This is a genomic window from Armatimonadota bacterium, assembly GCA_031459765.1.
Taxonomy (GTDB): domain Bacteria; phylum Sysuimicrobiota; class Sysuimicrobiia; order Sysuimicrobiales; family Kaftiobacteriaceae; genus Kaftiobacterium; species Kaftiobacterium secundum.
Genome location: JAVKHY010000003.1, coordinates 19,047 through 45,644 on the forward strand (window position 1 = coordinate 19,047; position 26,598 = coordinate 45,644).

The 26,598-nt window shown below is 70.2% G+C and carries 23 protein-coding genes and 1 tRNA gene; 19 read left to right on the plus strand and 5 right to left on the minus strand.

Translation table 11 applies throughout. From position 1 onward, the window contains the following. The first annotated feature begins 16 nt into the window (after positions 1–16). The gene (locus QN141_04760) at positions 17–1,219 is read left to right on the plus strand and encodes a hypothetical protein (protein ID MDR7557783.1); all 1,203 of its coding nucleotides are present in this window, start codon (positions 17–19) and stop codon (positions 1,217–1,219) included. 76 nt (positions 1,220–1,295) lie between these two features. Further along, complete coding sequence (locus tag QN141_04765) at positions 1,296–2,285, plus strand: D-glycerate dehydrogenase (GenBank protein MDR7557784.1); 990 nt, start codon at positions 1,296–1,298, stop codon at positions 2,283–2,285. Positions 2,286–2,376: 91 nt separating this feature from the next. Here the strand turns inward: QN141_04765 and QN141_04770 are convergent, their stop codons facing one another. The 3 genes from QN141_04770 to QN141_04780 form a co-directional block, all read right to left on the minus strand. Continuing rightward, complete coding sequence (locus QN141_04770; protein MDR7557785.1) at positions 2,377–3,948, minus strand: ABC transporter substrate-binding protein; 1,572 nt, start codon at positions 3,946–3,948, stop codon at positions 2,377–2,379. Positions 3,949–4,035: 87 nt separating this feature from the next. Continuing rightward, positions 4,036–4,863 carry an ABC transporter permease gene (locus QN141_04775; GenBank protein ID MDR7557786.1) on the minus strand — a complete coding sequence of 276 codons (828 nt, stop codon included), beginning with the start codon at positions 4,861–4,863 and terminating at the stop codon, positions 4,036–4,038. After that, the gene (locus QN141_04780) at positions 4,863–5,879 is read right to left on the minus strand and encodes an ABC transporter permease (protein MDR7557787.1); all 1,017 of its coding nucleotides are present in this window, start codon (positions 5,877–5,879) and stop codon (positions 4,863–4,865) included. The genes QN141_04775 and QN141_04780 overlap by 1 nt, the downstream gene beginning before the upstream one ends. 125 nt (positions 5,880–6,004) lie before the next feature. Here QN141_04780 and QN141_04785 point away from each other — a divergent pair, with 125 nt between their 5' ends. The 3 genes from QN141_04785 (at position 6,005) to QN141_04795 (ending at position 8,087) form a co-directional block, all read left to right on the plus strand. Next, complete coding sequence (locus QN141_04785) at positions 6,005–6,832, plus strand: basic amino acid ABC transporter substrate-binding protein (GenBank protein ID MDR7557788.1); 828 nt, start codon at positions 6,005–6,007, stop codon at positions 6,830–6,832. A 65-nt stretch (positions 6,833–6,897) separates the two neighbouring features. Beyond that, a complete protein-coding gene (locus QN141_04790) occupies positions 6,898–7,722 on the plus strand; it encodes an amino acid ABC transporter permease (protein MDR7557789.1) in 825 nt (274 codons plus the stop codon). A 290-nt stretch (positions 7,723–8,012) separates the two neighbouring features. Continuing rightward, positions 8,013–8,087 (plus strand) — tRNA-Val (locus tag QN141_04795). 23 nt (positions 8,088–8,110) lie between these two features. Here the strand turns inward: QN141_04795 and QN141_04800 are convergent. Continuing rightward, entirely contained in the window at positions 8,111–9,046 is a 936-nt protein-coding gene (locus QN141_04800) for a VOC family protein (protein ID MDR7557790.1), read from the minus strand. A gap of 135 nt (positions 9,047–9,181) precedes the next feature. Here QN141_04800 and QN141_04805 point away from each other — a divergent pair, with 135 nt between their 5' ends. From QN141_04805 to holA, 9 genes are all read left to right on the plus strand, one after another. Then, positions 9,182–10,489, plus strand: coding sequence for an ABC transporter substrate-binding protein (locus QN141_04805; protein MDR7557791.1), 1,308 nt, complete (start codon positions 9,182–9,184; stop codon positions 10,487–10,489). 47 nt (positions 10,490–10,536) lie between these two features. Continuing rightward, positions 10,537–11,427: a sugar ABC transporter permease gene (locus QN141_04810; GenBank protein MDR7557792.1), complete on the plus strand. Its 891-nt coding sequence runs from the start codon at positions 10,537–10,539 to the stop codon at positions 11,425–11,427. Further along, positions 11,424–12,233 carry a carbohydrate ABC transporter permease gene (locus QN141_04815; protein ID MDR7557793.1) on the plus strand — a complete coding sequence of 270 codons (810 nt, stop codon included), beginning with the start codon at positions 11,424–11,426 and terminating at the stop codon, positions 12,231–12,233. The genes QN141_04810 and QN141_04815 overlap by 4 nt, the downstream gene beginning before the upstream one ends. A 15-nt stretch (positions 12,234–12,248) precedes the next feature. Then, positions 12,249–13,340 (plus strand): ABC transporter ATP-binding protein, encoded by a 1,092-nt coding sequence (locus QN141_04820; GenBank protein MDR7557794.1) that lies wholly within the window; start codon positions 12,249–12,251, stop codon positions 13,338–13,340. After that, complete coding sequence (locus tag QN141_04825; protein ID MDR7557795.1) at positions 13,337–14,662, plus strand: trehalase family glycosidase; 1,326 nt, start codon at positions 13,337–13,339, stop codon at positions 14,660–14,662. The genes QN141_04820 and QN141_04825 overlap by 4 nt, the downstream gene beginning before the upstream one ends. Before the next feature lie 30 nt (positions 14,663–14,692). Further along, on the plus strand, positions 14,693–15,151 hold the full coding sequence (gene dtd, locus QN141_04830; protein ID MDR7557796.1) for a D-aminoacyl-tRNA deacylase: 459 nt from the start codon (positions 14,693–14,695) through the stop codon (positions 15,149–15,151). A 338-nt stretch (positions 15,152–15,489) separates the two neighbouring features. After that, on the plus strand, positions 15,490–17,412 hold the full coding sequence (gene thrS, locus QN141_04835) for a threonine--tRNA ligase (GenBank protein ID MDR7557797.1): 1,923 nt from the start codon (positions 15,490–15,492) through the stop codon (positions 17,410–17,412). Positions 17,413–17,480: 68 nt separating this feature from the next. After that, complete coding sequence (locus tag QN141_04840) at positions 17,481–19,832, plus strand: DNA internalization-related competence protein ComEC/Rec2 (GenBank protein ID MDR7557798.1); 2,352 nt, start codon at positions 17,481–17,483, stop codon at positions 19,830–19,832. Between the two features lie 2 nt (positions 19,833–19,834). Further along, on the plus strand, positions 19,835–20,818 hold the full coding sequence (holA, locus tag QN141_04845) for a DNA polymerase III subunit delta (protein ID MDR7557799.1): 984 nt from the start codon (positions 19,835–19,837) through the stop codon (positions 20,816–20,818). Positions 20,819–20,822: 4 nt separating this feature from the next. On the opposite strand, the gene rpsT is transcribed toward holA, so the two are convergent. Continuing rightward, positions 20,823–21,065: a 30S ribosomal protein S20 gene (gene rpsT / locus QN141_04850; GenBank protein MDR7557800.1), complete on the minus strand. Its 243-nt coding sequence runs from the start codon at positions 21,063–21,065 to the stop codon at positions 20,823–20,825. A 15-nt stretch (positions 21,066–21,080) separates the two neighbouring features. On the opposite strand from rpsT, the gene murJ reads away from it, so the two are divergent. The 5 genes from murJ (at position 21,081) to QN141_04875 (ending at position 26,505) form a co-directional block, all read left to right on the plus strand. Continuing rightward, positions 21,081–22,691, plus strand: coding sequence for a murein biosynthesis integral membrane protein MurJ (murJ, locus tag QN141_04855; protein MDR7557801.1), 1,611 nt, complete (start codon positions 21,081–21,083; stop codon positions 22,689–22,691). Positions 22,692–22,772: 81 nt separating this feature from the next. Then, positions 22,773–23,795, plus strand: coding sequence for a heat-inducible transcriptional repressor HrcA (gene hrcA, locus QN141_04860; GenBank protein ID MDR7557802.1), 1,023 nt, complete (start codon positions 22,773–22,775; stop codon positions 23,793–23,795). A 3-nt stretch (positions 23,796–23,798) separates the two neighbouring features. Further along, the gene (dnaJ, locus tag QN141_04865) at positions 23,799–24,893 is read left to right on the plus strand and encodes a molecular chaperone DnaJ (protein MDR7557803.1); all 1,095 of its coding nucleotides are present in this window, start codon (positions 23,799–23,801) and stop codon (positions 24,891–24,893) included. After that, a complete protein-coding gene (prmA, locus tag QN141_04870) occupies positions 24,890–25,786 on the plus strand; it encodes a 50S ribosomal protein L11 methyltransferase (protein ID MDR7557804.1) in 897 nt (298 codons plus the stop codon). The genes dnaJ and prmA overlap by 4 nt, the downstream gene beginning before the upstream one ends. Continuing rightward, positions 25,783–26,505, plus strand: a complete 723-nt coding sequence (locus QN141_04875; protein ID MDR7557805.1) for an RsmE family RNA methyltransferase — start codon at positions 25,783–25,785, stop codon at positions 26,503–26,505. The genes prmA and QN141_04875 overlap by 4 nt, the downstream gene beginning before the upstream one ends. Positions 26,506–26,598 lie beyond the last annotated feature (93 nt).

Genomic DNA, 26,598 nt, shown 5'->3' on the forward strand with positions numbered 1-26,598 from the left:
GCGAGCCCCCGCCCCCATGTTTACAGAGTCCTTCGACATTACGCGTCCGACCTGGGATCCGCAGACGCTGGCGGCGTTGCTGCGCCGTCTCCACGACAGCGGCTACCAGGACCTCACGGTGGACTACCACAGCCTGCTGGCTCGTTATCTGCGTCCCCGGACCGACCTGGACAGGCTGGTGCCCGCCGCCGGCGAATTCGTGGACGTGCTGATTCCTCCCGGCCATCCCTCCGCCCGTATCATCCTGCACCGCCCCGAGGTCACGCTGCTCCGGGCGGTCCTCGCCGGGAGGAGCCAGCAGGAAGTCCGACTGGTCGGAGCGGCCCTCAAGGTTCACCTCGAGGCGGTCCTCGGCAGGGAGGTGGAGGTGGAAGAACACAGCCGCGCGCTGTTGGCCCGGTTCCGCCGGGACGTCCTCCCGGTCCTGCAGCTGGCCGGTAACGGCGAGCCGCCCCGCGGGATACGCAGCCCGGTCGCGGTCCAGGTGCTGCGGGCGATGCGCCACCAGCCCGTCGTCCGCGGCCGGCCGACCATCCTGGCCTCCCAGTGCGCGCCGTTGGCACCCGACCGGACCGTCGAGCAGATCCGCGAGGCGCTGGAGCAGCTCGTCGGCGAAGGGTGGCTGGAACGGTGGCACGTGGTGCTGTGCCGGGAGAAGGGGGTCTGGCTGGGCTCGTCGGCCAGTCCCGACGAGATCCGGGCCTTCACCGGGCTCATGATGGACTGCCCGCACTGCGGCCGCCGCATCAGCGACGAGCAGGCCGACATCGCCTACCGGCTCGGCGAGCGGACGCCCGCCGACAACCGCTGGCTGTGCGACCTCGTGGAAACGGCGCTGCGCCGGCTGGGGGTGGAGGCGGTCGCGGTGCACCCTACCGGGGGCGCCGCTGTGGACGGCGCGGCCTGCTATCACGGCGCGGTGATCCTGTTCCGGGCCAAGGACGATCCTGCGGACATCGGCGATGTGATGCGTCTGCAGGAGCAGGGCCGGCGGCTGGCGGGTGAGGGCTGGCGGGTCTTTCCTCTCCTGGTGGCGGACCGACCCCTGGGCCTGGATGTGGGCGGCATCGAGGTCACGGTGGTCGAAGGGATGGCCGCCCTGGATGACGCGCTCGAACACCTCCTGCGGGCGGCACGCGAGGCCAGCCTCGAGCTGCTGCTGCCGGAAGCCCTCCGTCCCGCCGGCATCCCGCTGGCGGACTTCCTGCCCGCCGACTGATCCGAACTCTCCACAGGAGTTCGCTCCGGCGGGGTCGTAGGGTCGTAGGAGACTCTGCCCTCCGGAGGTTGGATCCGTGGCCAGACCCAAAGTGTATGTCTGCCGGCGCATCCCGGAGGCGGCCCTGGAGATCGTGCGCGGGGTGGCCGAGATGCGCCTGTGGGACCGCGAAGACGTCCCTCCGCCCCGTGACGTGCTGCTGCAGGAGGCGGCCGAGTGCGACGGGCTGCTCACCCTGCTGACCGACCGCGTGGACGGCGAACTGCTGGCGCGCGCGCCGCGCCTGCGGGTCGTCGCCAACATGGCCGTGGGGTTCGACAACATCGACGTGGCCGCGGCCACGGCCCGCGGCGTCGTCGTCACCAACACGCCCGAGGTGCTCACCGAGACCACGGCCGACTTCGCCTTCGCCCTCATCCTGGCCGCCGCCCGGCGGCTGGTGGAGGCCGATGCCTTCACCCGCGCCGGTCGGTGGAAGACCTGGGGACCGCTGCTGCTGGCCGGTCAGGACGTGCACCACGCCACCCTGGGGCTGATCGGGGTCGGCCGCATCGGGTCGGCGGTCGCCCGGCGCGCCAGGGGGTTCGAGATGCGCATCCTCTACTACGACACCGTCCGCCGCCACGACCTGGAGCGGCAGTTGGGCCTGGAGTTCCGGGAGCTGAACGATGTGCTGCGGGAGGCGGACATCATCAGTGTGCACGTGCCGCTGACGCCGCAGACGCGCCACCTCATCGGCAGGGAGCAGTTCCGGATGATGAAGAAGACGGCGGTGTTCGTGAATGCGGCGCGGGGACCGATCGTGGACCAGGCGGCGCTCGTCGAGGCGCTGCGCACGCGCACGATCTACGCCGCCGGCCTCGACGTCTTCGAGCAGGAGCCCATCGCTCCCGACGACCCGCTGCTGACCCTGGACAACGTGGTGGTCGCCCCGCACATCGCCAGCGCCAGCATTCCCACCCGCACGCGCATGGCCACGCTGGCCGCGGAGAACCTCGCCGCCGTGCTCCAGGGCCGGCGCCCGCCGACCCCGGTGAACCCGGAAGTCCTGGACCGGCCGTCGTGATCGCCGGCCCCCCGCCGATCCTGCGGCAGCACAAACCGCGAGGGCGCCGGCGGCCGGCGCCCTCCACGGTCGCGGGATCCCGTCCTGCGGCCTACTCCTTGTAGATGGTCCAGGTCCGGAAGTTCATGTCCGGGCTGAGCACGACGCCCTTCACGTTCTTCTGGTAGATGGCGAAGGCCTGCAGGTTGTTGGACCACATGGGCACGAGGATGGCGCTCTCGGCCAGCAGCCGCTGGGCCTGTGCATAGAGCCGGGTGCGGGCGGCCCGGTCGTCGGTGGTCTTGGCCTGTCCCAGAAGCTGCTGGAACTGCTGGTAGTACTGCTTGTCCTGGGCGCTGGTGGCCTTGTTCAGGAACGTCCCCAGCCCCTCCGGGGATTCGATCAACCAGGGCGCCAGGAAGTTGTCGGGATCCACGAAGTCCGGGAACCAGCCCAGGAAGAACATGCCGAACTCCCCGGCGGCCATCGACTTCGTGTAGGTGGCCCACTCCTGGGTCCGGATCGTCACCGCCGCCGCCCCGGTCTCCTCGATGGCCCGTTTGACGACGGCGCCGGCGTCGGGCTCGGTGTTCCCGTAGCGGACCGGCGTGAGCCACAGCGTGATGTTCAGCTTGCGGCCGGCGCTGTATCCGGCTTCGCTGAGCAGGCGGCGGGCCTGGGCCAGGTCCCGCCTGGGGAAGGCCTGGATGTGGCTCCACAGCCCCGGGGGAACCATGCTGTACAGTGGCGTGTTGATCCCGCCGAAGACGTTCTGCGCGATGCGGTCGCGGTCGATGGCATAGGCGATGGCCCGGCGCACCCGCACATCGTCAAAGGGTGTGGCGGTGACGTTGAAGACGATGTAGCGCACGGACAGGCTCGGTCCGCGCTGGACGGTGACCCGCGGGCTCCGCTGCAGTCTCCGGATGTCTTCGGGGTTGAAGCTCCGGAAGCCGATGTCCACCTGACCGGACTCCGTGGCCGCGGCCAGGGCCGAGGCGTCGGAGAGGAAGGTGGTGATCACGCGCCGGGTTCGGGGCGCGGGCCCCCAGTAGCCGGAGTAGGCCTCGTACACGGTGCGCTGGTCCGGCACGTACTGGACCAGGCGGTACGGCCCCGTCCCCACGAAGCGGCCCTTGGCGAACTCGTTGGGGGGTCCGGTAAACCTGTAGATGTGCGCCGGCGCCACGCCCCAGGTCATCCGCGAGAGGAAGGTCGCGTCGCGCTGCTTCAGGTTGATGCGTACGGTGCGGGCGTCGATGACGTCGACGCTCTTGATGTTCTCGATGAGGGCCACGCCGCCTTCCGGCCCCTTGCGGCGGAGGACCGTGTCCAGCGACGCCTTCACCGCGGCCGCGTCAAAGGGCGTCCCGTCGGTGAAGGTCACCCCCGACCGCAGCCGGAAGGTGTAGGCCAGCCCGTCGGAGGATGCCTGCCACGACTCGGCGAGCTGCCCGACGATCTCCGTCGTACCCTGTCGGAACTGCACCAGGGCTTCCGAGATCTGGCCGAAGACGTGCCACGTCCAGTAGTCGTAGGAGTTCTCCGGCGACAGCTCGGTAATCTTGTCCGTGGTGCCCAGGACGATGGTGTCCGGCGGCGCCGCTGCGGGCGCCGTGGGAACACCGACCATGAGCAATGCCGCAGCGACCAGGACCCAGGTCGCAGGGCGAAACCGCCCCATGCGCTCACCTCCGGTGTGGAGTCTCCCTCCCAGGATGCCGGCGGGGAAACTCCTTCGGCGCGGGCCGGGCACACCCTGCCGTGGCCCTCAGGCCAGCCGGCGCCGGCGGGGGTTGAGGCGGTCGTTGATCCCCTCTCCGATCATGCCGAAGCCGACCGAGAGCATGATGATCATCAGGCCCGGGAAGGTGATCAGCCACCAGTAGCCGGCCTGGAGGAACTTCTGTCCGTTCTGGATGTCGAAGCCCCAGTCGGGCGTCGGCGGGGGCAGCCCGAAGCCGAGGAAGGAGAGGGCCGCTTCGGTGAGGATCGCGTCGGCGATGTTGAAGGACGGGACGGTCATGACCGCGGCCAGGGTGTTGGGCGCCACATGCCGGAACAGCGTGCGGGCGCCCGAGGCCCCCAGCGCCCGGGCCGCTTCCACAAACTCCTGGGCCCGGACCGCCAGGACCTGCCCGCGCGCCACCCGGAAGTAGGTGGGAATGTACACGAAGGCGATCGCCGCCGTCATGTTGACCAGCCCGGGCCCGAGCATGGCCACGATGGCGATGGCCAGGATGAGGCCGGGGAAGGAGTAGATGGCATCCATGGTCAGGGAGAGGAGGCGGTCGAGACGGCCCCCGGCGTAACCCGAGATCCAGCCGAGCACCGTGCCCACGCCGAGCGAGAGCGCGCAGGAGAGCACCGCCACCAGGATCGGAATCCGGCCCCCGTAGAGGACCCGGCTGAGCACGTCCCGCTGCAGCTGGTCGGTCCCCATGAGATGGGCCCGGCCGGGGGGCTGGAGCCGCTCCAGCGACGTCGGTGCGGTGGGATCGAAGGGCGCCAGGAGGGGGGCGAAGCCGGTGACCACCACCACCAGGCCCACGATGACCAGCCCGCTGATGAGCAGATAGTCGCGCCGCAGCCGCAGCATCAGAAGCGAATCCGGGGATTCAGGCGGGCGTACAGGACGTCCACCAGCAGGTTGACCGCAGCGATGAAGAAGGCGATGAAGATTACCGCCCCCTGAATGGCGGTGAAGTCGCGGGAGGAGATGGCCTCCAGCAGGTAGCGGGCGATCCCCGGCCAGGAGTAGACGGTCTCGGTGAGGATGGCCCCCGCCATGAGGAGGGCGAACTGTAGGCCCACGACCGTGACGATGGGAATGAGCGCGTTGCTCAGCGCATGGCGGAGGATCACGGCGGGTTCGGGCAGCCCCTTGGCCCGGGCCACGGTCACGTACTCGCGGTCCAGCACATCCAGCATGCTGGACCGGGTCATCCGGCCGATGAACCCGGAGACGACGATGGCCAGCGTCAGTGCCGGGAGGGCCAGGTGATGCAGGGCGCTGAGGAAGAGGCCCACCTGGCCGCGGAGGAGCGTGTCCAGGGTGTAGAGGTTGGTGATGGGGCGGAAGAAGGCTTCGGCGACGGGATCGAGCCGGCCCCCGGCGGGGAAGAGACGCCAGCGCACGGCGAAGAGCATGAGGAACATCAGCCCGATCCAGAAGACGGGCATGGCGAAGGAGGCGATGTTCAGCACCCGGACCACGTGATCGGCCCGGCGGTCGCGGCGCACGGAGGCGAAGACGCCGCTGACCAGGCCGAGGAGCGTGGCCCCGGCCATCCCGAAGACCGCCAGCTCGATGGTGGCGGGGAAGCGCAGGAGCAGCTCCCGGGCCACGGGCTGTCCGGTACGGATGGAGGTGCCGAAGTCGAGGCGCACGGCGTCGGCGAGGTAGTCCAGGTACTGGATCGGCAGCGGGCGATTGAGCCCCAGGCCCTCGCGGCACTCCTCCAGCCGCTCCGCGGTGATGTTGCGACCGCCCAGCAGCGCCAGGCAGGGGTCCCCGGGCAGGATGCGCAGGATGAGGAAGACCAGGGTGAGGAGGATCAACAGCATGGGCACGGTGAGCGCCAGCCGGGTCAGGATGTATCGTCCGATGCCCACACAGGCCGTCTTTGCCTCCGGCGGGACCCTTTTCCTCCCGCCGGCGGGGCGCGCTGGAGGAGATGGCTGGGGCAGGGAGAAGTAGGCGCAGGCGCGGCAGGTATCTGACGCAAGGAGGGACCAGGATGCGGAGAGCCTTCAGCGGACGGCTCTACCTGATCGTATGGGCGCTCGTCGCCGCGCTGGCGCTGGCCGGCTGCCAGCGTCAGCAGGCGCAGCGGCAGGCCCCGGCGCCGCAGGCCGGGCCGGTGCCGGACCTCGGCGGTCGGACGATCCGCGTGGCCACCGACGCCACCTATCCGCCCTTCGAGATGCTGGACGAAAACAAAAACATCGTCGGCTACGACATCGACCTCATCACGGAGATCTGCAAGCTGGCCAACTGCAAGCCCGACATCAAGAGCACGGCCTGGGACGGGATCTTCCCGGCCCTGCAGAAGGGCGATTTCGACGCGGTGATCTCCGGGGTGACCATCACCGCCGAACGTGACAAGACCATGGACTTCACCGACCCGTACATCGAGGTGGGCCAGGTGCTGCTGGTGCGCGCCGACGAGGAGCGGATCCGCGGGCTGGAGGACATGGCGGACAAGTCCGTGGCCGTGCAGCGCGGGACGACCAACGACGAGACGGCGACGCAGCTGCAGAAGGAGGGGAAGATCAAGGAGGTCAAGCGCTTCCCCACCTTTGACCTGGCGGTGCGGTCGCTGCTGAACAAGGATGTGGACGCGGTGGTCATCGACAACACCGCCGCCTCGGGGTACATGGGCACGAACCCCAACCAGCTCAAGATTGCGGGCGAGAAGTTCACCAGCGAAGGCCTGGGGATCGTGGTGCGCGAGGGCGACAAAGAGCTGCAGAACGCCTTCAACGCCGCCCTCAAGGTCCTCAAGGAAAACGGCACGATGGACCGGCTGTACCAGAAGTGGTTCGTCGAGTTCAAGCCGTCCTGAGGCGGCGCGGCGCCGACGGGAGTGGCGGGGGAGCGTAGGCGCTCCCCCGCGCCATTCTCCGGCCTATGGGCCCACCGACACCTCCCCCGCAGCCGGAGCTCAGCCCCGAGCTCCCCGGCCGGGGCCGGCTCCTGTCCTGGGGCACCCTGGAGCGGGCGCCGTGGTGGATGCTGGCGCTGCTCATCGGGGGGCTGCTGGCCCTGCTGGGCATCCTGGGCTCTCCGGTGTACCGTGAGACCTACAACTTCCTGGCCCCCGCCGTCATCGTGACGTTGAAGCTGGCCTTCGCCGCCTACGGCCTGGCCATGATCCTGGGGTTGATCGCCGCCCTGGGGCAGCTCTCCAGCCATCCCGTCCCCTACACTCTGGCCCGGCTCTACGTGGAGGTGGTGCGGGGGGTGCCGCTGCTGGTGCAGCTCATCTACATCGCCTTCGTCGTCACCCCGGTCCTGGCCGATCTGACCGGACAGCGCTGGCTGCGCAGCGACATGGTGCGGGCGACGTTGGGCCTGGGGATCGGCTACGGCGCCTACCTGGCGGAGATCTACCGGGCCGGCATCCAGTCCATTCCCCGCGGCCAGACGGAGGCCGCCCGGTCGCTGGGGATGTCGCCCTGGCTGGCGATGCGGCACGTCATCCTGCCCCAGGCCATCCGGGTGATCCTGCCGCCGCTGGGCAACGACTTCGTGGCCATGCTTAAGGACAGCTCGCTGGCCTCGGTGATCTCGGTGCAGGAGCTGACCTACACGGGAAGTCTGCTCAACGCCCGCACCTTCCGCTCCTTCGAGACCTACAACATGGTGGCGCTGCTCTACCTGATCATGACCCTGCTGGGGTCGTTGGGCGTGCGCGGCCTGGAGCGCTGGGCGGGGAAGGGGTATCGGCACTGAGATCCCTTTGACCCTTCGATCCTCGGGCTGCAGCACCGCGTATGCCGCCGGCGGATGCTGTCGCGTGTGCGTCAAGGGGAAAGCCTGCGGCGACTCGTGCATCGCCCGCTGGAAGACCTGCCACAAAGGTCCAGGGTGTGCCTGCAATGCCTTGGAGCAGATGTCACCTCACGCATCCCTCATCTTCCCGTTTCCCATCTAGGGCTGAGGGCCCTGCGGCCGGAGGCTTCGAACGATCCTGCCGTTCCGTTGAGGGCGCCCTGCAGGGCCGCTATAATGGGTGCAGCCGCGGGCGCTTAGCTCAGAGGTAGAGCGCCTCTCTGACGCAGAGGAGGTCGCAGGTTCAAGTCCTGCAGCGCCCACCACGGTGGTCCGCGTGATCCGCTGCCTACCCCGACGGCCGTGTCCGCACCCAGTGCGCCCGCGGGTTGGGCAGGGGAGTCAGCGTGCGCTCCAGCATCTCCCGCAGGGGTTCGAACCTGGGCGGCAGGGCGAGGCGCTCGCCGAGGTGCTCCAGGGGCTCATCGGTGGTGAAGCCGGGGCCCAGGGTGGCGATCTCGAAGAGCACGCCGCCGGGCTCGTGGAAATAGATGGAGCGGAAGTAGAAGCGGTCGATGACCGGGGTGGGGTGGCCGCCCCCGTCGAGGACCCGCCGGCGCCAGGCCTCGTGGTTCTCCATGGTGGAGGCCCAGGCGACGTGGTGGACGGTGCCGGCCCCGGGAATTCCGGGACGGTCCGCAGGGTCGCAGGCGTAGAACCCGCCGCGTCGCGCGCCCCGCGCCGTGAGCCGGTGGTCGGCCTCGGCCGTGAACTGCAGGACTTCGAGGAGGAACGACCGGCTGGCCGGGGGATCGGCGGCGAAGGCGCGGACGCCGTCGAAGCCCTGCAGGGCCACGGCGGCGGGGATCTCGGGGTGGTCGGCGATCAGAGGCTCGTCGCGGACGTCGGTCACGGCGATCTCGAGGCCCAGGCCTTCCGGATCGGTGAACGTCAGACGGTGGCCGTCGCGTTCGGCGGCGATCCCTTCCCGGCGCAGCCGCTCCTCCCAAAAGGCCAGAGCCTCTGGCGAACCGACCCGCCAGACGATCCGATGGACCATCCCCGCCCCCGCCCGTCCCCGACGGGCCCCGGGATACTCGAAGAAGGTCAGGTCCGCGCCGGGGCTGCCGGCTTCGTCGCTGTAGAAAAGGTGGTAGGCCGTCGGGTCGTCCTGGTTGACGGTCTTCTTGACCAGCCGCAGGCCCAGCACCCGGGTGTAGAAATCGAGGTTTCGCCGGGCGTCCGCGGTGATCGCCGTGATGTGGTGAATGCCCTCCAGCCGCATGGTGGGGTTCCTCCTCACCGATCTACCGCTGTTCAACTCGATTCCCGGCCCACATAATCCCCGGGAGGCGGCCTCCCGCTCTGCAGCGAAGAACAGAAAGGACACGCCGCAGACGACTGGCGCAGGAGGTGCCTCATGCGGATCGTGCGAGCCCTGGCCCTGGTGTTCGTTCTCACGCTTGTCGGAACCCCCGGGGCGGGTCTGTCGGCCCCGGCCCAGGAGATCGTCTTCACCTCCAACCAGTTCACCCCCGTCGAGGAGCAGGAGTGGGCACGGAACACGCTGCTCGCCGGGTTCACCAGAGAGACGGGGATCACCGTCCGGTTCATCACCGAGAACGAAGGACCGTACGTCGACCGGCTGCTGGCCGAGGCCCGTGCCGGCCGCGGGACCATCGACGTCACGGGGACCCTGCACGGGATCTTCCCGGTCTTCCTGGCCAACAACGCGTTGCGCGATATGGCCGAGGTGCAACGCCAGCTGGACGCCCGCCGCGACCGCACCTTCTTCCGGGACTTCCTCGCCGCGGCGAAGATGGACGGGTTCACCGCCTTCATCCCCTGGATGCAGGCTACCTACCTGATCGTCGCCCACAAGGACGCCCTGCGGTACTTTCCCGGCGGGCGGAATCCGATGGCCATGACCTACGACGACCTCCTCCAGTGGGGGGAGAACATCCGCCAGGCCACCGGGCAGCGGCGGGTGGGCTTCCCCGTGGGCCCGCGAGGGCTGTACGGCCGGTTTCTCCACGGCTACATCTACCCGTCCTTCACCGGCGCCCAGGTGCGGCGTTTCCGCTCGCCCGAGGCGGTGGAGATGTGGCGGTACCTGCGGCGGCTGTGGGGTGTGACCCACCCGTCGTCGTTCACCTACGAGTTCATGAGCGAGCCGCTGCTCCGGGGCGAGGTCCTGGTGGGCTGGGACCACGTGGCCCGCATCGTGCCCGCGCTGCGCCAGCGTCCCGATGATTTCGTGGTGCTGCCGTCGCCGGCCGGCCCGCGGGGACGGTCGTTCATCTCGGTGATCGTCGGGTTGAGCATCCCGCGGACGGCGCCCAGTCCCGATCTCGGCGTACGCCTGATCGAGTATCTGACCCGACCGGCCACGCAGGTCCTGACCCTGCAGGGCGTGGGATTCTTCCCCGTCTCCCCGGAGGCGGGCCGCACGGTGCCCTCGGGCGCGCTGAAGGTGATGGCCGACGGCGTGACGGCCCAGTCCGGCGCTCCTGACGCCCGGACCGCGCTGCTGCCGGTCGGGCTGGGCGCCCGCACCGGCGAGTTCGTGCCCATCTACGTGGATACGTTCACGCGGATCGCCGTCCGCGGCGAGGAGATCCAGCGGGTTTTGAACGAGCAGGCGGCCAAACTGGAGGAGCTGTATCGGGCGACCAACGCTCCCTGCGCGCCGCCCGATCCGCCCCAGCGGCCCTGCAAGCCTGATTAGGGTCGACGGCCGACCCGCCGTGCGGTCGGCCGTCGCTCTTCCCCTGTATGGCCGTTGCGGAAACCGACCTCACCCCGGCGCGCCCCCGGTCGCCGGCAACCTGGACGCCGTACCTGCTCATCCTGCCAACGCTGATTTTCCTCGGCCTGTTCTTCGTCTACCCCATGGTTCAGGCCGTCTGGCTGGCGGTCAGCGACCCCCAGAGCGGGGGCCTGACCTGGGCGCACTTCCGGCGGATGGGCGCCGACCTCTACTTCGCGCCGGCCGTCCGCTACACGCTGCTCATCACCGCGCTGGCCGTGCCGCTCCAGGTGATGCTGGGACTGGCCATCGCCCTGCTGGTCAACACCCGGTTCTTGGGGCACTCCGCCTTTCTCTACCTGACGGCCCTGCCCATCGGCATCTCCGACCTGGCGGCGGGGTTGATCTGGCTGTCCATCTTCACCGAGCGCGGTTACCTGAACGCCGTGCTGCAGCGGCTCGGCCTGGTGGAGGTGCCCCTCATCTTCCTCTCCGTCGAGCGTCCGGACTGGATGCTCGGGGCCATCGTCATCACCGAGGTATGGCGGGCGACGGCCATCGTTATGGTCATCCTACTGGCGGGCCTCCAGTTGATCCCCAGAGACTACGCGGAGACGGCGAGCGTCTTCGGCGCGGGACGGTGGCAGACCCTGCGCCACGTCATCCTGCCGCTGCTGCGGCCGAGCCTGCAGACCGCGCTCATCATCCGGACGATCCTGGCCTTCCAGCTCTTCGCCACGGTCGTCACACTGGCCGGCCGGCAGATCCCGGTCCTGGCCGGAGAGGCCTACTTCTGGTACTCGCTGTACCGCAGTCCGCACGTGGCCAGTGCCTACGCCGTGCTGATCCTGCTCTTTTCCGGGAGCATCACCTGGCTGTACCTGCGCTTCCTGCGGGCGGAGGAGGGCCGGGCATGACGCTCCGCCGCCTGGGGCTCTACAGCGCCTCGCTGGTCATCAGCGCCTGGGTGACCCTGCCGCTGCTGCTGATCACCGTCGCGGCCTTCACCCCCCGCGACCTCCTCTATCGGTGGCCGCGGCCGCTGTGGCCGGAGCGATTCACCCTGGAGACGCTGCGCTTCTTCCTGCGCTCCACCGGGGTGTGGCCGTCCACGCTGAACAGCGTCCTCGTGGCCGGGCTGACCATCGTCCTGGCCTTCGTCATCGCCGCGCCGGCCGGCTACGCCATCTCCCGCTTCCGTTTCCGGGGACGGGAGACTTTGCAGCTGGCGATCCTGGCCACCAAGATGTTCCCGGCCACGGTGCTCTCCATCCCGCTGGCCGTAGCCTTCATCCGCTGGCGTCTCTACGACACGCTGCTGGGCGTGGCCATCGTGCACACGGCGCTGGCGCTTCCCTTCGTCATCGTCATTGTGACCAGTGTCTTCCTGGGCATCTCCTACGAACTGGAGGAGGCGGCGCAGACCCTGGGTGGCAGCCGGCTGCAGGCCTTCCTGCAGGTGACGCTGCCCATGGCCCTCCCCGGGCTGGCCGCCGCGGGCATCTTCACCTTCGTCCTGTCCTGGAACGAGGTGTTCGCGGCCACGATCCTGACGCTGAACCACCGCACGCTGCCCGCGCTGATCGTCGACTCCGTGATCGGCGCGGGCGCCCCGCTGCACTTCCGGTTCGCCGGGGGGTTCTTCATGATCATCCCGGCGCTGATCATCATCTTCCTCATCCGGCGGTACCTCCTCACCCTGTGGGGCGTGACCGTGCGCTGAGGCGGAGGTCCTCCGATGGCGGAGATCGAGCTGCGCCGGCTGCGCAAGAGCTACGGGAAGGTCGTGGCGATCAATGATGTGAGCCTGCAGATCCACGACGGCGAGTTCCTCGTCCTGCTGGGGCCCTCGGGGTGCGGGAAGACGACCACCCTACGGGCCATCGCCGGCCTGGAACTCCTCGACCGGGGGCGGGTCCTGATCGGCGGCCGCGATGTCACCGATCTGCCGCCGGGCCGGCGAGGTATCGCCATGGTGTTCCAGTCCTACGCCGTGTTTCCCCACATGCGCGTGGTGGACAACATCGCCTTCGGCCTGCGCATGAAAGGCGTGCCGCCCGAGGACCGACGCCGCCGGGCGCAGGAGGCCGCGGAGCTGCTGCAGATCGCCGACCTGCTCGACCGCTATCCGGCCCAGCTGTCCGGAGGCCAGCGGCAGCGCGTGGCCGTGGCCCGGGCCATCGTCATGCGGCCCGATGTGCTGTTGATGGACGAGCCGCTCAGCAACCTGGACGCGCTGCTGCGGCTGCACATGCGGGCCGAACTGAAGCGGCTGCACCGCGAGCTGCGGGCCACCACGGTCTACGTCACCCACGACCAGGTAGAGGCCCTCAGCCTGGGCGACCGCATCGCGGTGATGAAGGACGGGGCCATCGTGCAGTGCGACACGCCGGCCGCCATCTACGACCGGCCGGCCAACCGGTTCGTCGGAGGCTTCATCGGCAGCCCCCCGATGAACTTCCTCACCGCCCGCCTGCGATGCATCGACGGCCGGCCGCACGCCGTGGTCGGCGGCACCGCCGTCCCGCTGCCGCCGGGAACGGGCCCGCTGCCGGCCGCCGGGGAGACGGTCACTGTCGGCATCCGCCCCGAGCACATCGCGGTGGAGTTCGACCCCGTGCCGGGCGGCGTGCCGGCGCAGGTCAGCGTGCTCGAACCCCTCGGCTCACACCAGCTCCTGACCGCCCAGGTCGGGGCCGAGATCGTCAAGGTGGTCGTGCCCCCGGAGTTTGCCGCCGAGCCCGGCCGGCGGCTCTGGCTGCGTTTCGATCCGGCCCGTCTGCGCCTGATGGATCCGGCCTCCGGACGGGCCCTCCCGGTGACCTCATGACCGCGGATCGGGAGTTGCTGCGCCGGGCGCAGGAGATCTTGCAGGGTAACGACGTCGGCGGCGCCTACACGAAGCCCAGCCCGCGCCTTTATCCCCATCAGTGGAACTGGGACAGCGCCTTCGCCGCCCTGGGCTGGGCCCGGATCGACTGGAGTCGGGCGATCCGGGAGATCGAGACCCTCCTGCTGGGGCAGTGGACCAACGGGATGGTCCCCCACATCCGGTACAATCCGGAGGTCACGGACTACGCGCCGGGCCCGGAGTGGTGGCCCGGCGTCCCGGTGCGCCGCGCCGGACAGATCACCAGCGGGATCTCGCAGCCCTGCGTTCTCGGTTCGGCGTCGTACCGGATCGGGCTGCTGGCGCCGGATGCCTCATCCCGACAGGCGTGGTGGGCGAAGGTGCATGAGGCGCTGGTCGATGCCCTGCTGTATTTCCTGCGGCACCGGACCGCCGGCGGCAATCCGCTGATCGTCGTTGTTCATCCCTGGGAGAGCGGACTGGACAACAGCCCGCGCTGGGACTTTGCCACCGGCAAGGGCTACCGTCCCTCCCGCCCGTACCGGCGCGTGGACACGACGATCGTTGATCCCCTCCTGCGGCCCACGGGCAAGGATTACGATCTCTACATGTACCTGGTCGAACTGCTCGCCGACGTACGCTACGACCTGGCCGCCTATCTCCAGCGCACGCCCTTCGCCGTGTACGATGCGTTGTTCAACGCGGTCTGGTACCGCTCGGCGCTGGACCTGAACCGGATCGCCGCGGCGCTGGGCCGGCCTCCGGCGGTCGATCCCGCCCGGCTGGCGGCGTTTCGCGACGCCTACCGGCGGACGTTGTGGGAGGAATCGGCCGGGCTGTTCCGGGACTGGGACCTCCGGGCGGGGCGGTCCATCCCGGTGGACACGATCGCCGGCCTGACGGCCATCTACGCGGGATTGGTGGATCGAGGGCAGGCCGCGCAGATGCTGGCCGGCTACCGCCGGCGGTGCCGCGGATGCCTGCTGCTGCCCTCGGTGCCCCCGGACCAGGCGGGATTCGATCCGGCGAGGTACTGGCGCGGGCCGGTCTGGGTGAACACGAACTGGATGGTGATCCAGGGGTTGCGGGATCTGGCGCTGCACCGCGAGGCGGACGAGCTGACCCAGCAGACACTAACCCTGGTGCGGTCGGCGGGGTTCCACGAATACTTCCATGCCCACGACGGCCGCGGTCTCGGAGGCGGGGAGTTCACCTGGTCCGCCGCCCTCGTCATCGATCTCCTGCATCCCGCCGTGGGGGCCGGCCGGGAGGCGGAGGGCGGTGCGGACCGACTGCGGTGAGCAGCCGGGTGGGCCCGGAGGAGTGCGGCGATGAGGGCGGTAGTGCAGCGGGTCAGTCGGGCCAGGGTGCGCGTCGGGGAGGAGGTTGTGGGCGAGATCGGCCGAGGCTACGCCGTCCTGCTCGGAGTTCATGTGGACGACACCGAGGCGCAGGCCGCGGCCCTGGCGGAGAAGGTGGCCCACCTGCGCGTCTTCGACGACGAGGCGGGGAAGTTGAACCGGTCCATCCTCGACGTCGGAGGGGCCGTCCTCTCCGTCTCCCAGTTCACCCTGTACGGGAACACGGAGAAGGGGCGGCGCCCGAGCTTCATCGCCGCCGCGCCCCCCGAGCGCGCGGAGGCGCTCTACCACGTGTTCAACGAACGGCTGCGTGCCCTGGGGGTGCCGGTGGCCACCGGCCGCTTCCGGGCGGTGATGTCGGTCGAGATCCACAACGAGGGCCCGGTCACCCTGATGCTCGAGGAGCCGCCTCCTCCGCGGCCGCGGTGAAGTCCGATCTGCGCCCTCCGCGCCGTTGGATTGACAGGCTTCGACCCGGTGCTATACTGCGCATACGAGGCGATGACGGGGCCGAGTAGGCCGTCTCTCGGTCGCCAAGAGAGGGGAGGGGGCGGTGCGAACCTCCCTCGACCGACCGGCTGAAGACCTCTCCTGAGCCGCCGCCTGAAGCACGAGTAGGGTCGGCCGGATTCTCCCCGTGACGGAGAGGAAAGCCGCCTCGCGGCACGGGACGTGCCGCGAGGAACATGGGTGGAACCGCGGGTGCGCCCCGTCCCAGGTGGGACGAGGGCGCGCTTCGTTTGGGGGGAATGAAGGAGGATTCCGCGATGGCGCGGATCACGGTCACGCTGCCGAACGGCAGCCGCAGGGAGTACGAACCGGGGGTGAGCCTGGCGCAGGTGGCCTCCGACGCGGGCGTGCGCGACGCCCTCGCGGCCAGGGTCAACGGCGAGATGCGCGACCTAGCCGCCCGGCTCGACGCCGACGCGCAGGTAGAACTCCTCACCTTCGATCAGCCCGAAGGCCGCGAGGTGTACTGGCACTCCTCCGCCCACCTGTTGGCCCAGGCCGTCAAGGAGCTCTTCCCCGAGGCCAAACTGGCCATCGGCCCGCCCATCGAGCAGGGCTTCTACTACGACATCGACATCGGCCGGCCGTTCACGCCGGAAGACCTGGAGCGCATCGAGGCCCGCATGCGCGAGCTGGCGGCGAAAGACCAGCCCATCGAGCGGGTGGAGCTCCCCCGCGACGAGGCCCTGCGCATGTACGAGCAGATGGGCGAGAAGTACAAGGTGGAACTGCTGCGCCAGGACATTCCCGATGCCAGGGTGTCCTTCTACCGCCAGGACGGGTTCATCGACATGTGCCGGGGGCCGCACCTGCCCCGCACGGGGCTGATCAAGGCCATCAAACTGCTGAGCACGGGCGGGGCCTACTGGCGTGGGGACGAGCACCGCGAGATGCTCTCCCGCATCTACGGCATCGCCTTTCCCCGCCAGGAGCAACTGGACGAACACCTGCACCTGCTGGAGGAGGCCAAGCGCCGCGACCACAGGCGGCTGGGCAAGGAGCTCAAGCTCTTCGCCTTCGCCGAGGAAGTGGGCCAGGGGCTGCCCCTGTGGCTCCCGCGGGGGGCGACGGTGCGGCGCATCCTGGAAAACTACATCGTGGAGAAGGAGCTGGCCCACGGCTACCAGCACGTCTTCGCGCCCGATCTGGCCTCGTCCACGCTGTACAAGATCTCGGGGCACTGGGAGCACTTCCGCGAGAACATGTACCCGCCGATGCTGGTAGACCGCGACGAGCTGGTGCTGAAGCCGATGAACTGCCCCCACCACATCGTGATCTACAAGCAGGAGCAGCGTTCCTATCGCGACCTGCCGGTGCGGATCGCCGAGCTGGGGCGGATGTACCGGTACGAACGTTCGGGGACGCTGACGGGGCTGCACCGTGTGCGGTCCATGACCCTCAACGACGCGCACATCTTCTGTCGGGTGGATCAGATCAAAGAGGAGTTCGCCCGGGTCGTCGGGCTCATCCAGGAAGTGTACCGCGACCTGAAGATCACCGACTACAAGTACAACCTGTCGTTGCACACGCCGGGCGACACGGCGAACTTCTATCCGGACGAGCAGCTCTGGGGCACGGCGGAACGGATGCTGCGGGAGGTGCTGGACGACCTGGGCCTAGCCTACACGCCGGTCGTCGGCGATGCGGCGTTTTACGGGCCCAAGCTGGACGTGCAGATCCGGACGGCGATTGGCAAGGAGGAGGCGCTCTCCACGGTCCAGCTCGACTTCCTCCTGCCGCGGCGCTTCGGGCTGGAGTACATCGGCGAGGACGGCCGACCGCATCCGCCGGTGCTGATCCACCGCGCCGTGATCAGCACCCTGGAGCGCATGATGGCCTTCCTGATCGAGTACTACGCCGGTGACTTCCCGGTCTGGCTGGCTCCGGAGCAGGTGCGGATCCTGCCCGTCGCGGAGCGCCATCTGCCCTACGCACGGCAGGTGCGCACGCAACTGGTCCAGCGCCGGCTTCGGGTGGAGGTGGACGAAAGCAACGAGCGGGTGAGTTACAAAGTCCGGCGCGGCGAGCTGGAGCACGTCCCCTATATGCTCGTCGTCGGCGACAGGGAAGCCTCCAGCGGTCAGGTCGCCGTGCGCAGCCGGGCCGCAGGCGACTTGGGCCCGATGCCGCTGGAGCAGTTCATCGCCCGGATCACCGATCAGGTGGCGGCCAAGGCCTGAGGCCTCCGGTCCACCTGGGGGATGGCGCGCCGGTGGCGCCTCGACCACAGTGAGGCGGAGGCGCCGCCGTGTTTCGCCCCATCGTCTGGATGGCGTGGGCCCTGGCTGCGGGCATCGCCGTTGCCCCCGCGGCGGGTCTGACCATCGAGGCGTGGGTGATCTTGGCGGCGGTCGCCGCGGCAGCCGCCGCCGTCCTGCTGGTCCGACGCCGGCCGGCCGCCGTCCCGCTGCTGGCCGTCGTGGGCTGTCTGGGGGCCGTCCTCTACCTCCGCGACGCCCGGCCGCTTCCTTCCGACCCGTTCGTCGAGCTCGAGGGACGAGGTGTCGTTCTCACCGGGGTGGTGGCACAGCCTCTCCAGCGGCGCCGGGGACGCACCCATGTCGTCCTCGCCTCGCGCGAGATCCGTACCGAGGCCGGGGTGCGCCGGATCGCAGGCCGGGTGCTGGTCAGCGTCCGGGGCACCTCCGATCTGCGCTACGGCGATGTGGTGCGCGCCCGCGGACGGTTGCTTCGGCCGCCGCCGCCGGGAAATCCCGGTGAGCCGTCCTACCGCAGCCTCCTCATCGCCCGGGGCATTCGCTCGATGCTGGTGCAGCGGCGTGGCGATCCTGTGGAGGTTGTCGCCCGCGGCCGGAGCTCTCCGCTCCTTGCCGGAATCTACGGCCTGCGGGAACGGGTTGCCGCGGCCTTTTCGGTCGGCCTCCCGGGCCTGCGGGGAGCGCTGCTGACCAGTCTGCTGCTGGGTGACGACGGCGCGCTGCCGGAGGAGGTGACGGAGGCCTTCCGGCGCGCGGGACTGCTCCACATCCTCGTCGTCTCCGGCGCGCAGGTCGGTCTGGTCATGGCCGTCCTGGTCTGGATCGCCCGCCTGCTGCGGGCTCCGCCGCTGCTGGCGTCTGTGGCCTCCGCCCTGGGGGTGGTCGTCTTCGCTCTGATGGCCGGCTGGGCCCCTTCGGTGGCCCGCGCGGCGCTGATGGGCGTCACCGCCGCAGCGGCTCTGGCCGGCGCCCGCGTCTACGACGTGTTCGCCGCGCTGGCCTTCGCCGCGCTGGCGTTGCTGGCCACCTCGCCGCTGCTGCTGTTCGATCCGGGGTTCCAGCTGTCGTTCGTGGCGACCTGGGCGCTGGTCTACGTCGCCCCGGCCGTCGGCCTGACCGCCAGAGGGCTGCCCCGCGCCGCCGCCCGTCTGATCGAGATGACCGTGGCCGCCCAGGTCGCGGTGCTGCCCGTTCTGGCCTATCATTTCCAGCAACTCCCGCTTGCGGGATTCGTGGCCAACCTGGCGGTCGTGCCCATCGTCGCGGTCCTCGTACCGGCCGGATTCGCGGCCGCCGCGGTGGGCGCGGCCGTTCCCTCCCTGGCCGCGATCGGGGCGCAGCCGTTGGCCCCCCTGCTGGACGCCGTCCTCTTCCTGGCCCGAACCTTCGCCGGGTGGCCGGGCGCCGCCGTCCCGGTCTTCCCGCCCACATTGGCTGCCATCGCGGGCTTCTACCTCGGTCTGGTCGGGGTGGTGGAGTGGCGTCGAGGCCGCCTCGCCGTGCGGCGGCCGATGGCCCTGGCCGTCCTGCTGGGCGTCGTCGCCCTCTCCCTTTGGGCCCGGGCTCTCCCGACCGGGGACCGGTTGCAGGTCGCCGTTCTCGACGTGGGACAGGGGGACGCCATCCTGCTGCGCGGCCCCTCCGGCAGGACGGTGCTCATCGACGGCGGTGGTGAGGTGGAAGGACACCCCACCGGCTACGATGTCGGCGCGCGGCGGGTGGTGCCGGCGTTGCGCCGGCTCGGCGTGCGGGCCATCGATGTGGTCGTCCTCTCCCACCCCCATGAAGACCACGTCGGAGGACTCGTTGCCGTCTTGCAGAACTTCAGGGTGGGCCTGGTGCTGGACAGCGGTCTGCCGCATCCGGCCCCGTCCTATGCCCGACTACTGGAACTGGTCCGCTCGCGGAGGATCCCCTACCGGCTGGCCCGGCGCGGCCTGCGGCTGGACCTCGGCGACGGCGTGCTCCTGGCGGTGTTGCTGCCCCAGGATCCGCTCATCGTCGGGTCGGGCGCCGATCCGAACCTCAACTCGGTGGTCCTCCGCCTGACGTACCGGCGGGTCGCCGCGCTGTTCACGGGAGACATGGAGGCGTTGAACGAACTGGAGCTGCTGGACCGGGGAGACGAGCTGCGCAGCGCCATCCTCAAGGTGGCGCATCACGGCAGCGATACCTCGACCACCGAGGCCTTCGTGGACGCCGTACGGCCGGCGCTGGCCCTGATCTCCGTCGGGGTGGTCAATCCATTCGGACATCCCCACCGGCGGACCCTGGAGACGCTGGAGGAGTGGGGGGCGCAGATCTTCCGCACCGACCGGGACGGGGCCATCCTCATCCAGACCGACGGGGCGCGGGTGGCGGTGCGCGCGGTGCGCCGCTGACGATGGCGGCGCCGCGGGCGCACGTCTATCTCCTCCTGGGCGAGGAGGACCTGCTCGCCGATCAGGCCCTGGCCGAACTGCTCGACCGTCTCGTCCCGCCCCCGGAGCGCGATCTCAACCTCGATGTGGTCCGAGCCGACGAGATCGCCATCACCGACCTCATCACCCTGGTCGACACGCTGCCGTTTTTCGGGCAGCGCCGCGCCGTGGTGGTCAAAGACGCCGACCTGTTCAAGCCGGCGGACCAGGACCGCCTGGCCGCATATCTCGACCGGGGGGCCCCGCCGTCCGCCCTGATCCTCGTCGCCCGGCAGCTCGACCGGCGGCGACGGCTCTACACGACGATCCGCCGCCTGGGCGAGGTCCAGGAGTTTCCGCGGCTCACCCTCCGCCAGCTGCCGGCCTGGGTACACGAGCGCGTCCGGCGGGAAGGCCGACGCATCGACGCCGATGCGGTGGACCTCCTGATCTCGCGGGTCGGGCCGGGGTTGCGGCAACTTTCCCTGGAACTGGAGAAGCTCTTCGCCTACGTGGAGAGCCTGGAGCGGATCACGCGCCGGGACGTGGAGGCGACGGTCAGCCGGACCGCCGAGAGCACGATCTTTACGCTGGTGGACGCCATCGGGGCCGGCCGGTCGGGCCAGGCGCTGCAGACCCTGGCCGAGATCCTGCGGGAGGAGGCGCCGCCCTACGTCATGTTCATGATCGCGCGCCACTTCCGGTTGCTGATGCGGGCCAGCCTGCTGCGGGTGCGCCGGCGGCCGGCCGGCGCGATCCAGGAGGCGTTGGGCGTACCGCCCTATGTGGCGCGGAAGATCATGGCTCAGGCCGAGGCCTTCCCGCCGGAGAGATTCCCCGCAATCTTTGCGCGGCTGCACGAAGCCGACCGGGCGATCAAGAGCACGGGGCATCCCGCGCTGGCGCTGCAGACGCTGATCGCGGAGCTGTGCCTGCCTCCGAGGCAGGCCGTGGGAGGCCGGTCCTGATCCGTCAGGCCGCTGCGGCGCGCCGGAAGCGGGCAATGAGCCGCGACTTCCGACGGGCGGCCGTGTTCTTGTGGATGATCCCCGCGCCGGCCGCTTTGTCCAGCGCGGCGATCGCCGCCCGCAGGGCCTCCGGCGTGGTGGCGGCTTTGGCCAGCGTCCGCAGACGCGACCGCACCGCCTGGTTCTGCCGCCGGCGGCGCTCCGCCTGGCGCATCCGTTTCAATCCCGACCGCGACCGCTTGGCCACCCCGAACCTCCTGGGATGAAAGACGCGAAACCGGAGGCTATCCTAGCACAGCCGCCCGCAAGGGACAAGGAAGCCCCGCGGCTGCGGGCCGGTCTGGCCCGCGCCGCGACCGTCATGGCCGCCGCCACGGTGGCCAGCCGGCTGCTGGGTCTGATCCGGGAGATCGTCGCCGCGGCCCTCTTCGGGGCGACGAACGCCAAAGCGGCCTACGTCATCGCCTACTACGTGCCGTTCTTCGTCCAGCGGCTGTTGCTGGGAGGCACGCTGAGCATCGTCTTCATCCCGACGATCAGCCGCTACCTGGCCCGGGGGGAGCGGGCGGAGGCCCGAGCCGCCTCCGCGAACCTGTTCACCCTCGTCCTCCTCCTCGGCCTGGCCATGGTTGCGCTCGGGCAGCTCCTCGCCCCGCTGCTGGTCCCGCTGGCCGCGCCCGGGTTCGCCGCCTCGCCGGGCCTGACGGCCCTGGCCGTGCACCTGACGCGCATCATCTTCGTCGCCATGCTCTTCCTGGCCCTCTCCGTCTATGTCACGGGATTCCTCCAGGCGCACGAGCACTTCACCGTTCCGGCCCTGGCCCCGCTCGTCTTCAACCTGGTGATCATCGCCGGAACGCTGGTCCTGGGCGTGCGCTACGGGATCACCGGCCTGGCCGTGAGCTGGATCTTCGGCACCGCCGCGCAGTTCCTGGTTCAGCTGCCGGCGGCACGGCGGTTGGGGTTGCGCTTCGGCCGGCCCGACCTGCGCCATCCGGCGGTGGCGGAGGTGGGGCGGCTGGCGGTGCCCGCGATGCTGGGGCTGGCCATCGTGGAGATCAATGCCTACGTCGGGAGGTTCTTTGCCTCCTATGTCCCCAGCACCGCGACCACCAATGCGGTCGCGGTGCTGGATTATGCCTACGAGGTCGTCCAGGCTCCGGCGGGCATCTTCGCCGTCTCCATTGCCACGGCCATCTTCCCGTTGCTGGCGGCCCAGGCCGCGGTGGACGAGCCGGCCGAACTGCGGGCCACGGCGGGGCTGGCCCTGCGCATCCTCGCCGCCATCATCCTGCCGGTCGCCGCGTTTGCCGTGGCCCTCCGGGAACCGCTGATCGCCCTCCTCTTCGAGCGAGGCCTGTTCACCGGCGCGGCGACGCAGGCCACGAGCGCCGCGGTGGGGGCCTACGCCCTGGGGCTGCCCGCCATCGCCGCCTTCTACATCGTGACCCGCGCCTACTATGCCCTCCACGACATGGCCACGCCGGTGCGCGTCGGGGTGTGGATGGTGGGGCTGAACGCCGTGCTCGACTATCTCCTGCTGCGGATCTGGGGGGCCACCGGGATCGCTCTGGCCACTTCGATCGTGGCCGCGGTCAACCTGGTGACGTTGCTCGTGCTGCTGCGGCGGCGCCTGGGGCGCATCGAGGGCCGCGCCCTGATCTCCACCGCGGGCCGGGTTACCCTGGCCGCCGCCGCCAGCGCCGTTGTCATGGCTGTGGTCTCCCGGGCCGCGGCTCCGGAGGCGGCGGTCCAACTCCTGGCGGGAGGAGCGGCCGGGGCGGCGGTCTATCTCCTGGCGGCGCGGGTCCTGCGGGTGGACGAATTGCGCGTCGCCTGGGGTATGGTCTGGAGGAGACGCCGGGCGCGTTGACACTGAAAAAAGCCCGGTGCTATCGTATCGGCGAGGCCGTTTAGCACTCGGCATCGTGGAGTGCTAAGAGGTGGGACTGTGTTGCAGCTGGACGCGCGCAAGCGGGAGATCCTCAGAGCGGTGGTCCAGACCTACGTCAGCGAGGCCGAGCCGGTGGGCTCGGAGCGCGTCGCGCACCGGCTGCGCGAACGCCTCAGCCCGGCCACGGTGCGCAACGAGATGGCCGCCCTGGAAGAGCTGGGCGTGTTGACGCACCCCCACACCTCGGCCGGTCGCATTCCCACCGACCTGGGATACCGGCTGTACGTGGAGATGCTGCGGGAGGATGCGCCGCCGTCGGCGCAGGAGCGCACCCGGCTGCGCCGTCTGCTCGCCGACCGCGAGGAACGCGAAGGGTTCCCCGGGGGCGTGGCGCGCGCGTTGGCCGCGGTCACGGAGCATGCGGCGCTGGTCAGCGCACCGGCTCCGGAGCACCAGCGGTTCAAGCACCTGCACTTCCTGCCCCTCGGCGCCACGGAGGTCATGGCCGTGATCGTCACGGACGCCGGGACGATCCAGGGTCGCACCTTCGACGTCCGCGAGGCCCTGGAACCGGAAGCCCTGGATCGCCTTTCGCGTGTCATCAGCCAGCGCCTGCAGGGCTACGAGCTGCATGAGATCACCGGCGGCCTGCTGGCGCGCATGGTGGATGAGGCGGCCTGGCAGCAGCGCATCCTGGAGCAGCTGCTGGCCTGGATGCGGGCCGTTGGCCCCGCCGCCCCGCGCCGCGTCTACATCGAGGGCACGGCCAACATCCTCCGGCAGCCGGAGTTTCGGGACGCGCGCGCGGCAGAGCCCGTGCTCGCCGCGCTGGAAGACGACGCCGTGGTTGCCGACCTGCTGCGTTCGGCGCCGGACCGCGACGTCTGGGTGATCATCGGGCGCGAGCACCGCCGGGAGGAGCTGCGCGGGACCAGCGTGATTGCCGCGGCGTACCGCGTCCACGGCCGCGCCGTGGGGACGCTGGGCATCGTCGGTCCCACGCGGATGCACTATGGTAGGATTATCTCGCTTGTGCGGTACCTGGCGGAGAGCGTCGGCGAACTCCTCACCGCGCCGTCCTGAACGATGCGCGACTACTACGCCGTCCTCGGCGTCGACCGCGACGCCTCGCAGGACGAGATCAAACAGGCCTTCCGCCGTCTGGCTCGGCAGTACCATCCGGACGTCAAAAAGGACGATCCGCAGGCCGACGAGCGCTTCAAGGAGATCAACGAGGCCTACCAGGTCCTAAGCGACCCCGAGCGGCGGGCCCACTACGATCGTTTCGGCACCGTCCCCTCCCCGGGGGCCGACCTCCGCGACACCGGCTTCGGGCCCTTTGAGGATCTCTTCGACATGTTCTTCGGCCGTCGGGAGCGCGTCTCTCCCGAGGCGCCGGAGCGGGGGGCGGATCTGCGCTACGATCTCGAGCTGACCCTGGAAGAGGCGGCCGCGGGTGTGGAGAAGACTGTTGAGATCACCCGACTGGATACCTGCCCGTCCTGCTTCGGGACGGGCGCCGAGCGCGGCTCGGCGCCCGAAACCTGTACGACCTGCCGCGGCGCGGGCGAGGTCCGGTACGCCCAGCGCACCATCTTCGGCTCCTTCACGCAGGTGACGACCTGCCCGACCTGCGGGGGAAGCGGCAAGGTCATCCCTCGGCCCTGCCGGACCTGTCGCGGCAGCGGGCGGGCGGAGCAGCGGCGCACCCTGTCCGTCAAGGTCCCTGCTGGCGTGGACCACGGGATGCGCCTGCGCCTGGCGGGGGAAGGAGAGAGCGGCGCACGCGGCGGGCCCCGCGGCGACCTGTACGTCTTCATCCACCTCAAACCGCACCCGGTGTTCGAGCGGCGCGGGCGGGACCTGTTCAGTTCCTTTGAGATCTCCATGACCCAGGCCGCGCTCGGCGCCGAGGTCCAGATCCCCACGCTGGAAGGACCGGTGGCCCACCGGATCCCGGCCGGCGTGCAGCCCGGGGACGTCCTCACGCTGAAGGGGAAGGGGATGCCCGACGCCCGCGGCGGGCGCGGCGACCTTCATGTGCGGCTGGACGTCCGCGTGCCCACCGACCTCAGCGCGGAGGAACGCCAGGTGCTCCTGCAGTTCGCGCGGCTGCGCGGCGAACAGGTCGCACCCCCGCGCAAGAAGCTCTCCGCCAGGGTGAAAGACCTCCTCCAGTGAAGTGGCTGGAGATCACGGTCACCACGGCGCCGCCGGCGGTCGAGGCGGTGGCCGACCTGTTGCTGTCCTGCCGCGCCGGAGGGGTGGCCGAAGAGACGGTGCCCTCCGGACAGGTGAAGGTCCGCGCCTACCTGCCCGCGGGACCGTCCAGCGCGGTCGCCCTCCGCGCCCTGAGGGGGTTGCTCCGTCGCCTGCCGGAGTACGGGCTGGACGCCGGCCGGGCCACCGTGGAAGCAGCGGAGATCGATGACGAGCGGTGGGCGGAGGCCTGGAAAGAATACACCCGGCCGTTCGCCGTGGGACGGTTGTGGATCACGCCCACCTGGGACCGCACCCCGGCCCCGGAGGGATCCGTCGTCGTCGAGCTCGACCCGGGGATGGCCTTCGGCAGCGGTCAGCATCCCTCGACCCGCCTGTGTCTGGATGTAGTCTCCCGGCTCGTCGCGGCCGGGATGGTGGTGTTTGACATCGGGGCCGGCTCGGGCATCCTCGCCGTCGCCGCGGCAAAGCTGGGAGCGGGCCGGGTCCTGGCCCGCGACCTTGACCCGCTGGCCGTGGAGGTGGCGCGCCGGAACGTGGTCCACAACGCCGTGGCCGATCGCGTGACCGTGGAGGAGGGAAACCTCCTGCAGGGGGTCGCGGATCAGGCCCACCTCATCCTGGCCAATCTGACCGCCGACCTGCACCTGGAGTTCCTCCCACAGGCGCAGTCGCGGTTGCTCCCGGGCGGCCGCCTCGCCGCCTCCGGCATCGTCGCCGAACGCGTGGCCGACGTCGTCGCTGCGGCGCGCCGGGTCGGCCTGGCCACGGAGGAGACCCTGGCCGAAGGCGAGTGGCGGTGTCTCGTGCTCCGCCCGTTCGCTGATCCGGCCGGGGCGGACGCCGGCCGATGAGGCGATTCGTCGCCCCGGCGGACGCGGTCGTCGGCGGGCGGGTGACGCTGGCGGGGCGCGAGGCGCATCACCTGGCCGTGGTGCTCCGTCTGGGCCCCGGAGACCGCGTCCTGGTCGTGGACGGCTCGGGCCGGGAGCACATCGTCCGGCTGACCGACGTTCGGCCGGACGAAGTCCTGGGCGAGGTACTGGAGACGCGCCCGGGGCTCACCGCCCCGCTGGATCTGGTGCTGGTGCAGGGAGTGCCCAAGGGGAGGAAGATGGACGATATCGTGCGGATGGGGACCGAACTCGGCGTCAGCGCCTTCATCCCGGCGCTGACCCTGCGGTCGGTGGCCCAGGGACGGGACCGCGCCGCGCGCTGGCGCCGGATCGCCGCCGAAGCGACGAAGCAGTGCCGTCGCGCCGACCTCCCCGAGGTGGCCGATCCGGTCCCCCTGGCGACGGCCCTGGAGCGTGTGGCCGGAGCGGATCTCCTCCTGCTGCTGTGGGAAGGCGAGTCCATGCGGACACTGGCTGACGTTCTCCGCGACGCCGCACCCCGTCGGGTGGCCCTGCTCGTAGGGCCGGAAGGCGGATTCGACCAGGCCGAGGTGCGCCAGGCCGTCAGGTGCGGCGCCGTCCCGGTTACCCTCGGCCCGCTGACCCTGCGCACCGAGACCGCGGGGATGGTGGCCGCGGCGATGGTACTTTACGAACTCACACTGCGCCGTATATAATGCGCGGGAAACCCAGCTGACCCATCGCGACCATTAACGGTACCCCGGGAGGGACCATGGCGCGCAACGCACGGGTATCACGGAGCGGAGCCC

Bases quoted from the DNA above. Each gene is read 5' to 3' on its own strand.
- holA (MDR7557799.1), top strand. From the start codon at position 19,835: ATGGCGGCGCCGCGGGCGCACGTCTATCTCCTCCTGGGCGAGGAGGAC.
- QN141_04770 (MDR7557785.1), bottom strand. From the start codon at position 3,948: ATGGGGCGGTTTCGCCCTGCGACCTGGGTCCTGGTCGCTGCGGCATTG.
- QN141_04800 (MDR7557790.1), bottom strand. From the start codon at position 9,046: ATGCGGCTGGAGGGCATTCACCACATCACGGCGATCACCGCGGACGCC.
- QN141_04785 (MDR7557788.1), top strand. From the start codon at position 6,005: ATGCGGAGAGCCTTCAGCGGACGGCTCTACCTGATCGTATGGGCGCTC.
- dtd (MDR7557796.1), top strand. From the start codon at position 14,693: ATGAGGGCGGTAGTGCAGCGGGTCAGTCGGGCCAGGGTGCGCGTCGGG.
- QN141_04875 (MDR7557805.1), top strand. From the start codon at position 25,783: ATGAGGCGATTCGTCGCCCCGGCGGACGCGGTCGTCGGCGGGCGGGTG.
- thrS (MDR7557797.1), top strand. From the start codon at position 15,490: ATGGCGCGGATCACGGTCACGCTGCCGAACGGCAGCCGCAGGGAGTAC.
- dnaJ (MDR7557803.1), top strand. From the start codon at position 23,799: ATGCGCGACTACTACGCCGTCCTCGGCGTCGACCGCGACGCCTCGCAG.
- QN141_04810 (MDR7557792.1), top strand. From the start codon at position 10,537: ATGGCCGTTGCGGAAACCGACCTCACCCCGGCGCGCCCCCGGTCGCCG.
- QN141_04790 (MDR7557789.1), top strand. From the start codon at position 6,898: ATGGGCCCACCGACACCTCCCCCGCAGCCGGAGCTCAGCCCCGAGCTC.
- QN141_04775 (MDR7557786.1), bottom strand. From the start codon at position 4,863: ATGCTGCGGCTGCGGCGCGACTATCTGCTCATCAGCGGGCTGGTCATC.
- QN141_04815 (MDR7557793.1), top strand. From the start codon at position 11,424: ATGACGCTCCGCCGCCTGGGGCTCTACAGCGCCTCGCTGGTCATCAGC.
- QN141_04805 (MDR7557791.1), top strand. From the start codon at position 9,182: ATGCGGATCGTGCGAGCCCTGGCCCTGGTGTTCGTTCTCACGCTTGTC.
- QN141_04825 (MDR7557795.1), top strand. From the start codon at position 13,337: ATGACCGCGGATCGGGAGTTGCTGCGCCGGGCGCAGGAGATCTTGCAG.
- murJ (MDR7557801.1), top strand. From the start codon at position 21,081: ATGAAAGACGCGAAACCGGAGGCTATCCTAGCACAGCCGCCCGCAAGG.
- QN141_04760 (MDR7557783.1), top strand. From the start codon at position 17: ATGTTTACAGAGTCCTTCGACATTACGCGTCCGACCTGGGATCCGCAG.
- QN141_04820 (MDR7557794.1), top strand. From the start codon at position 12,249: ATGGCGGAGATCGAGCTGCGCCGGCTGCGCAAGAGCTACGGGAAGGTC.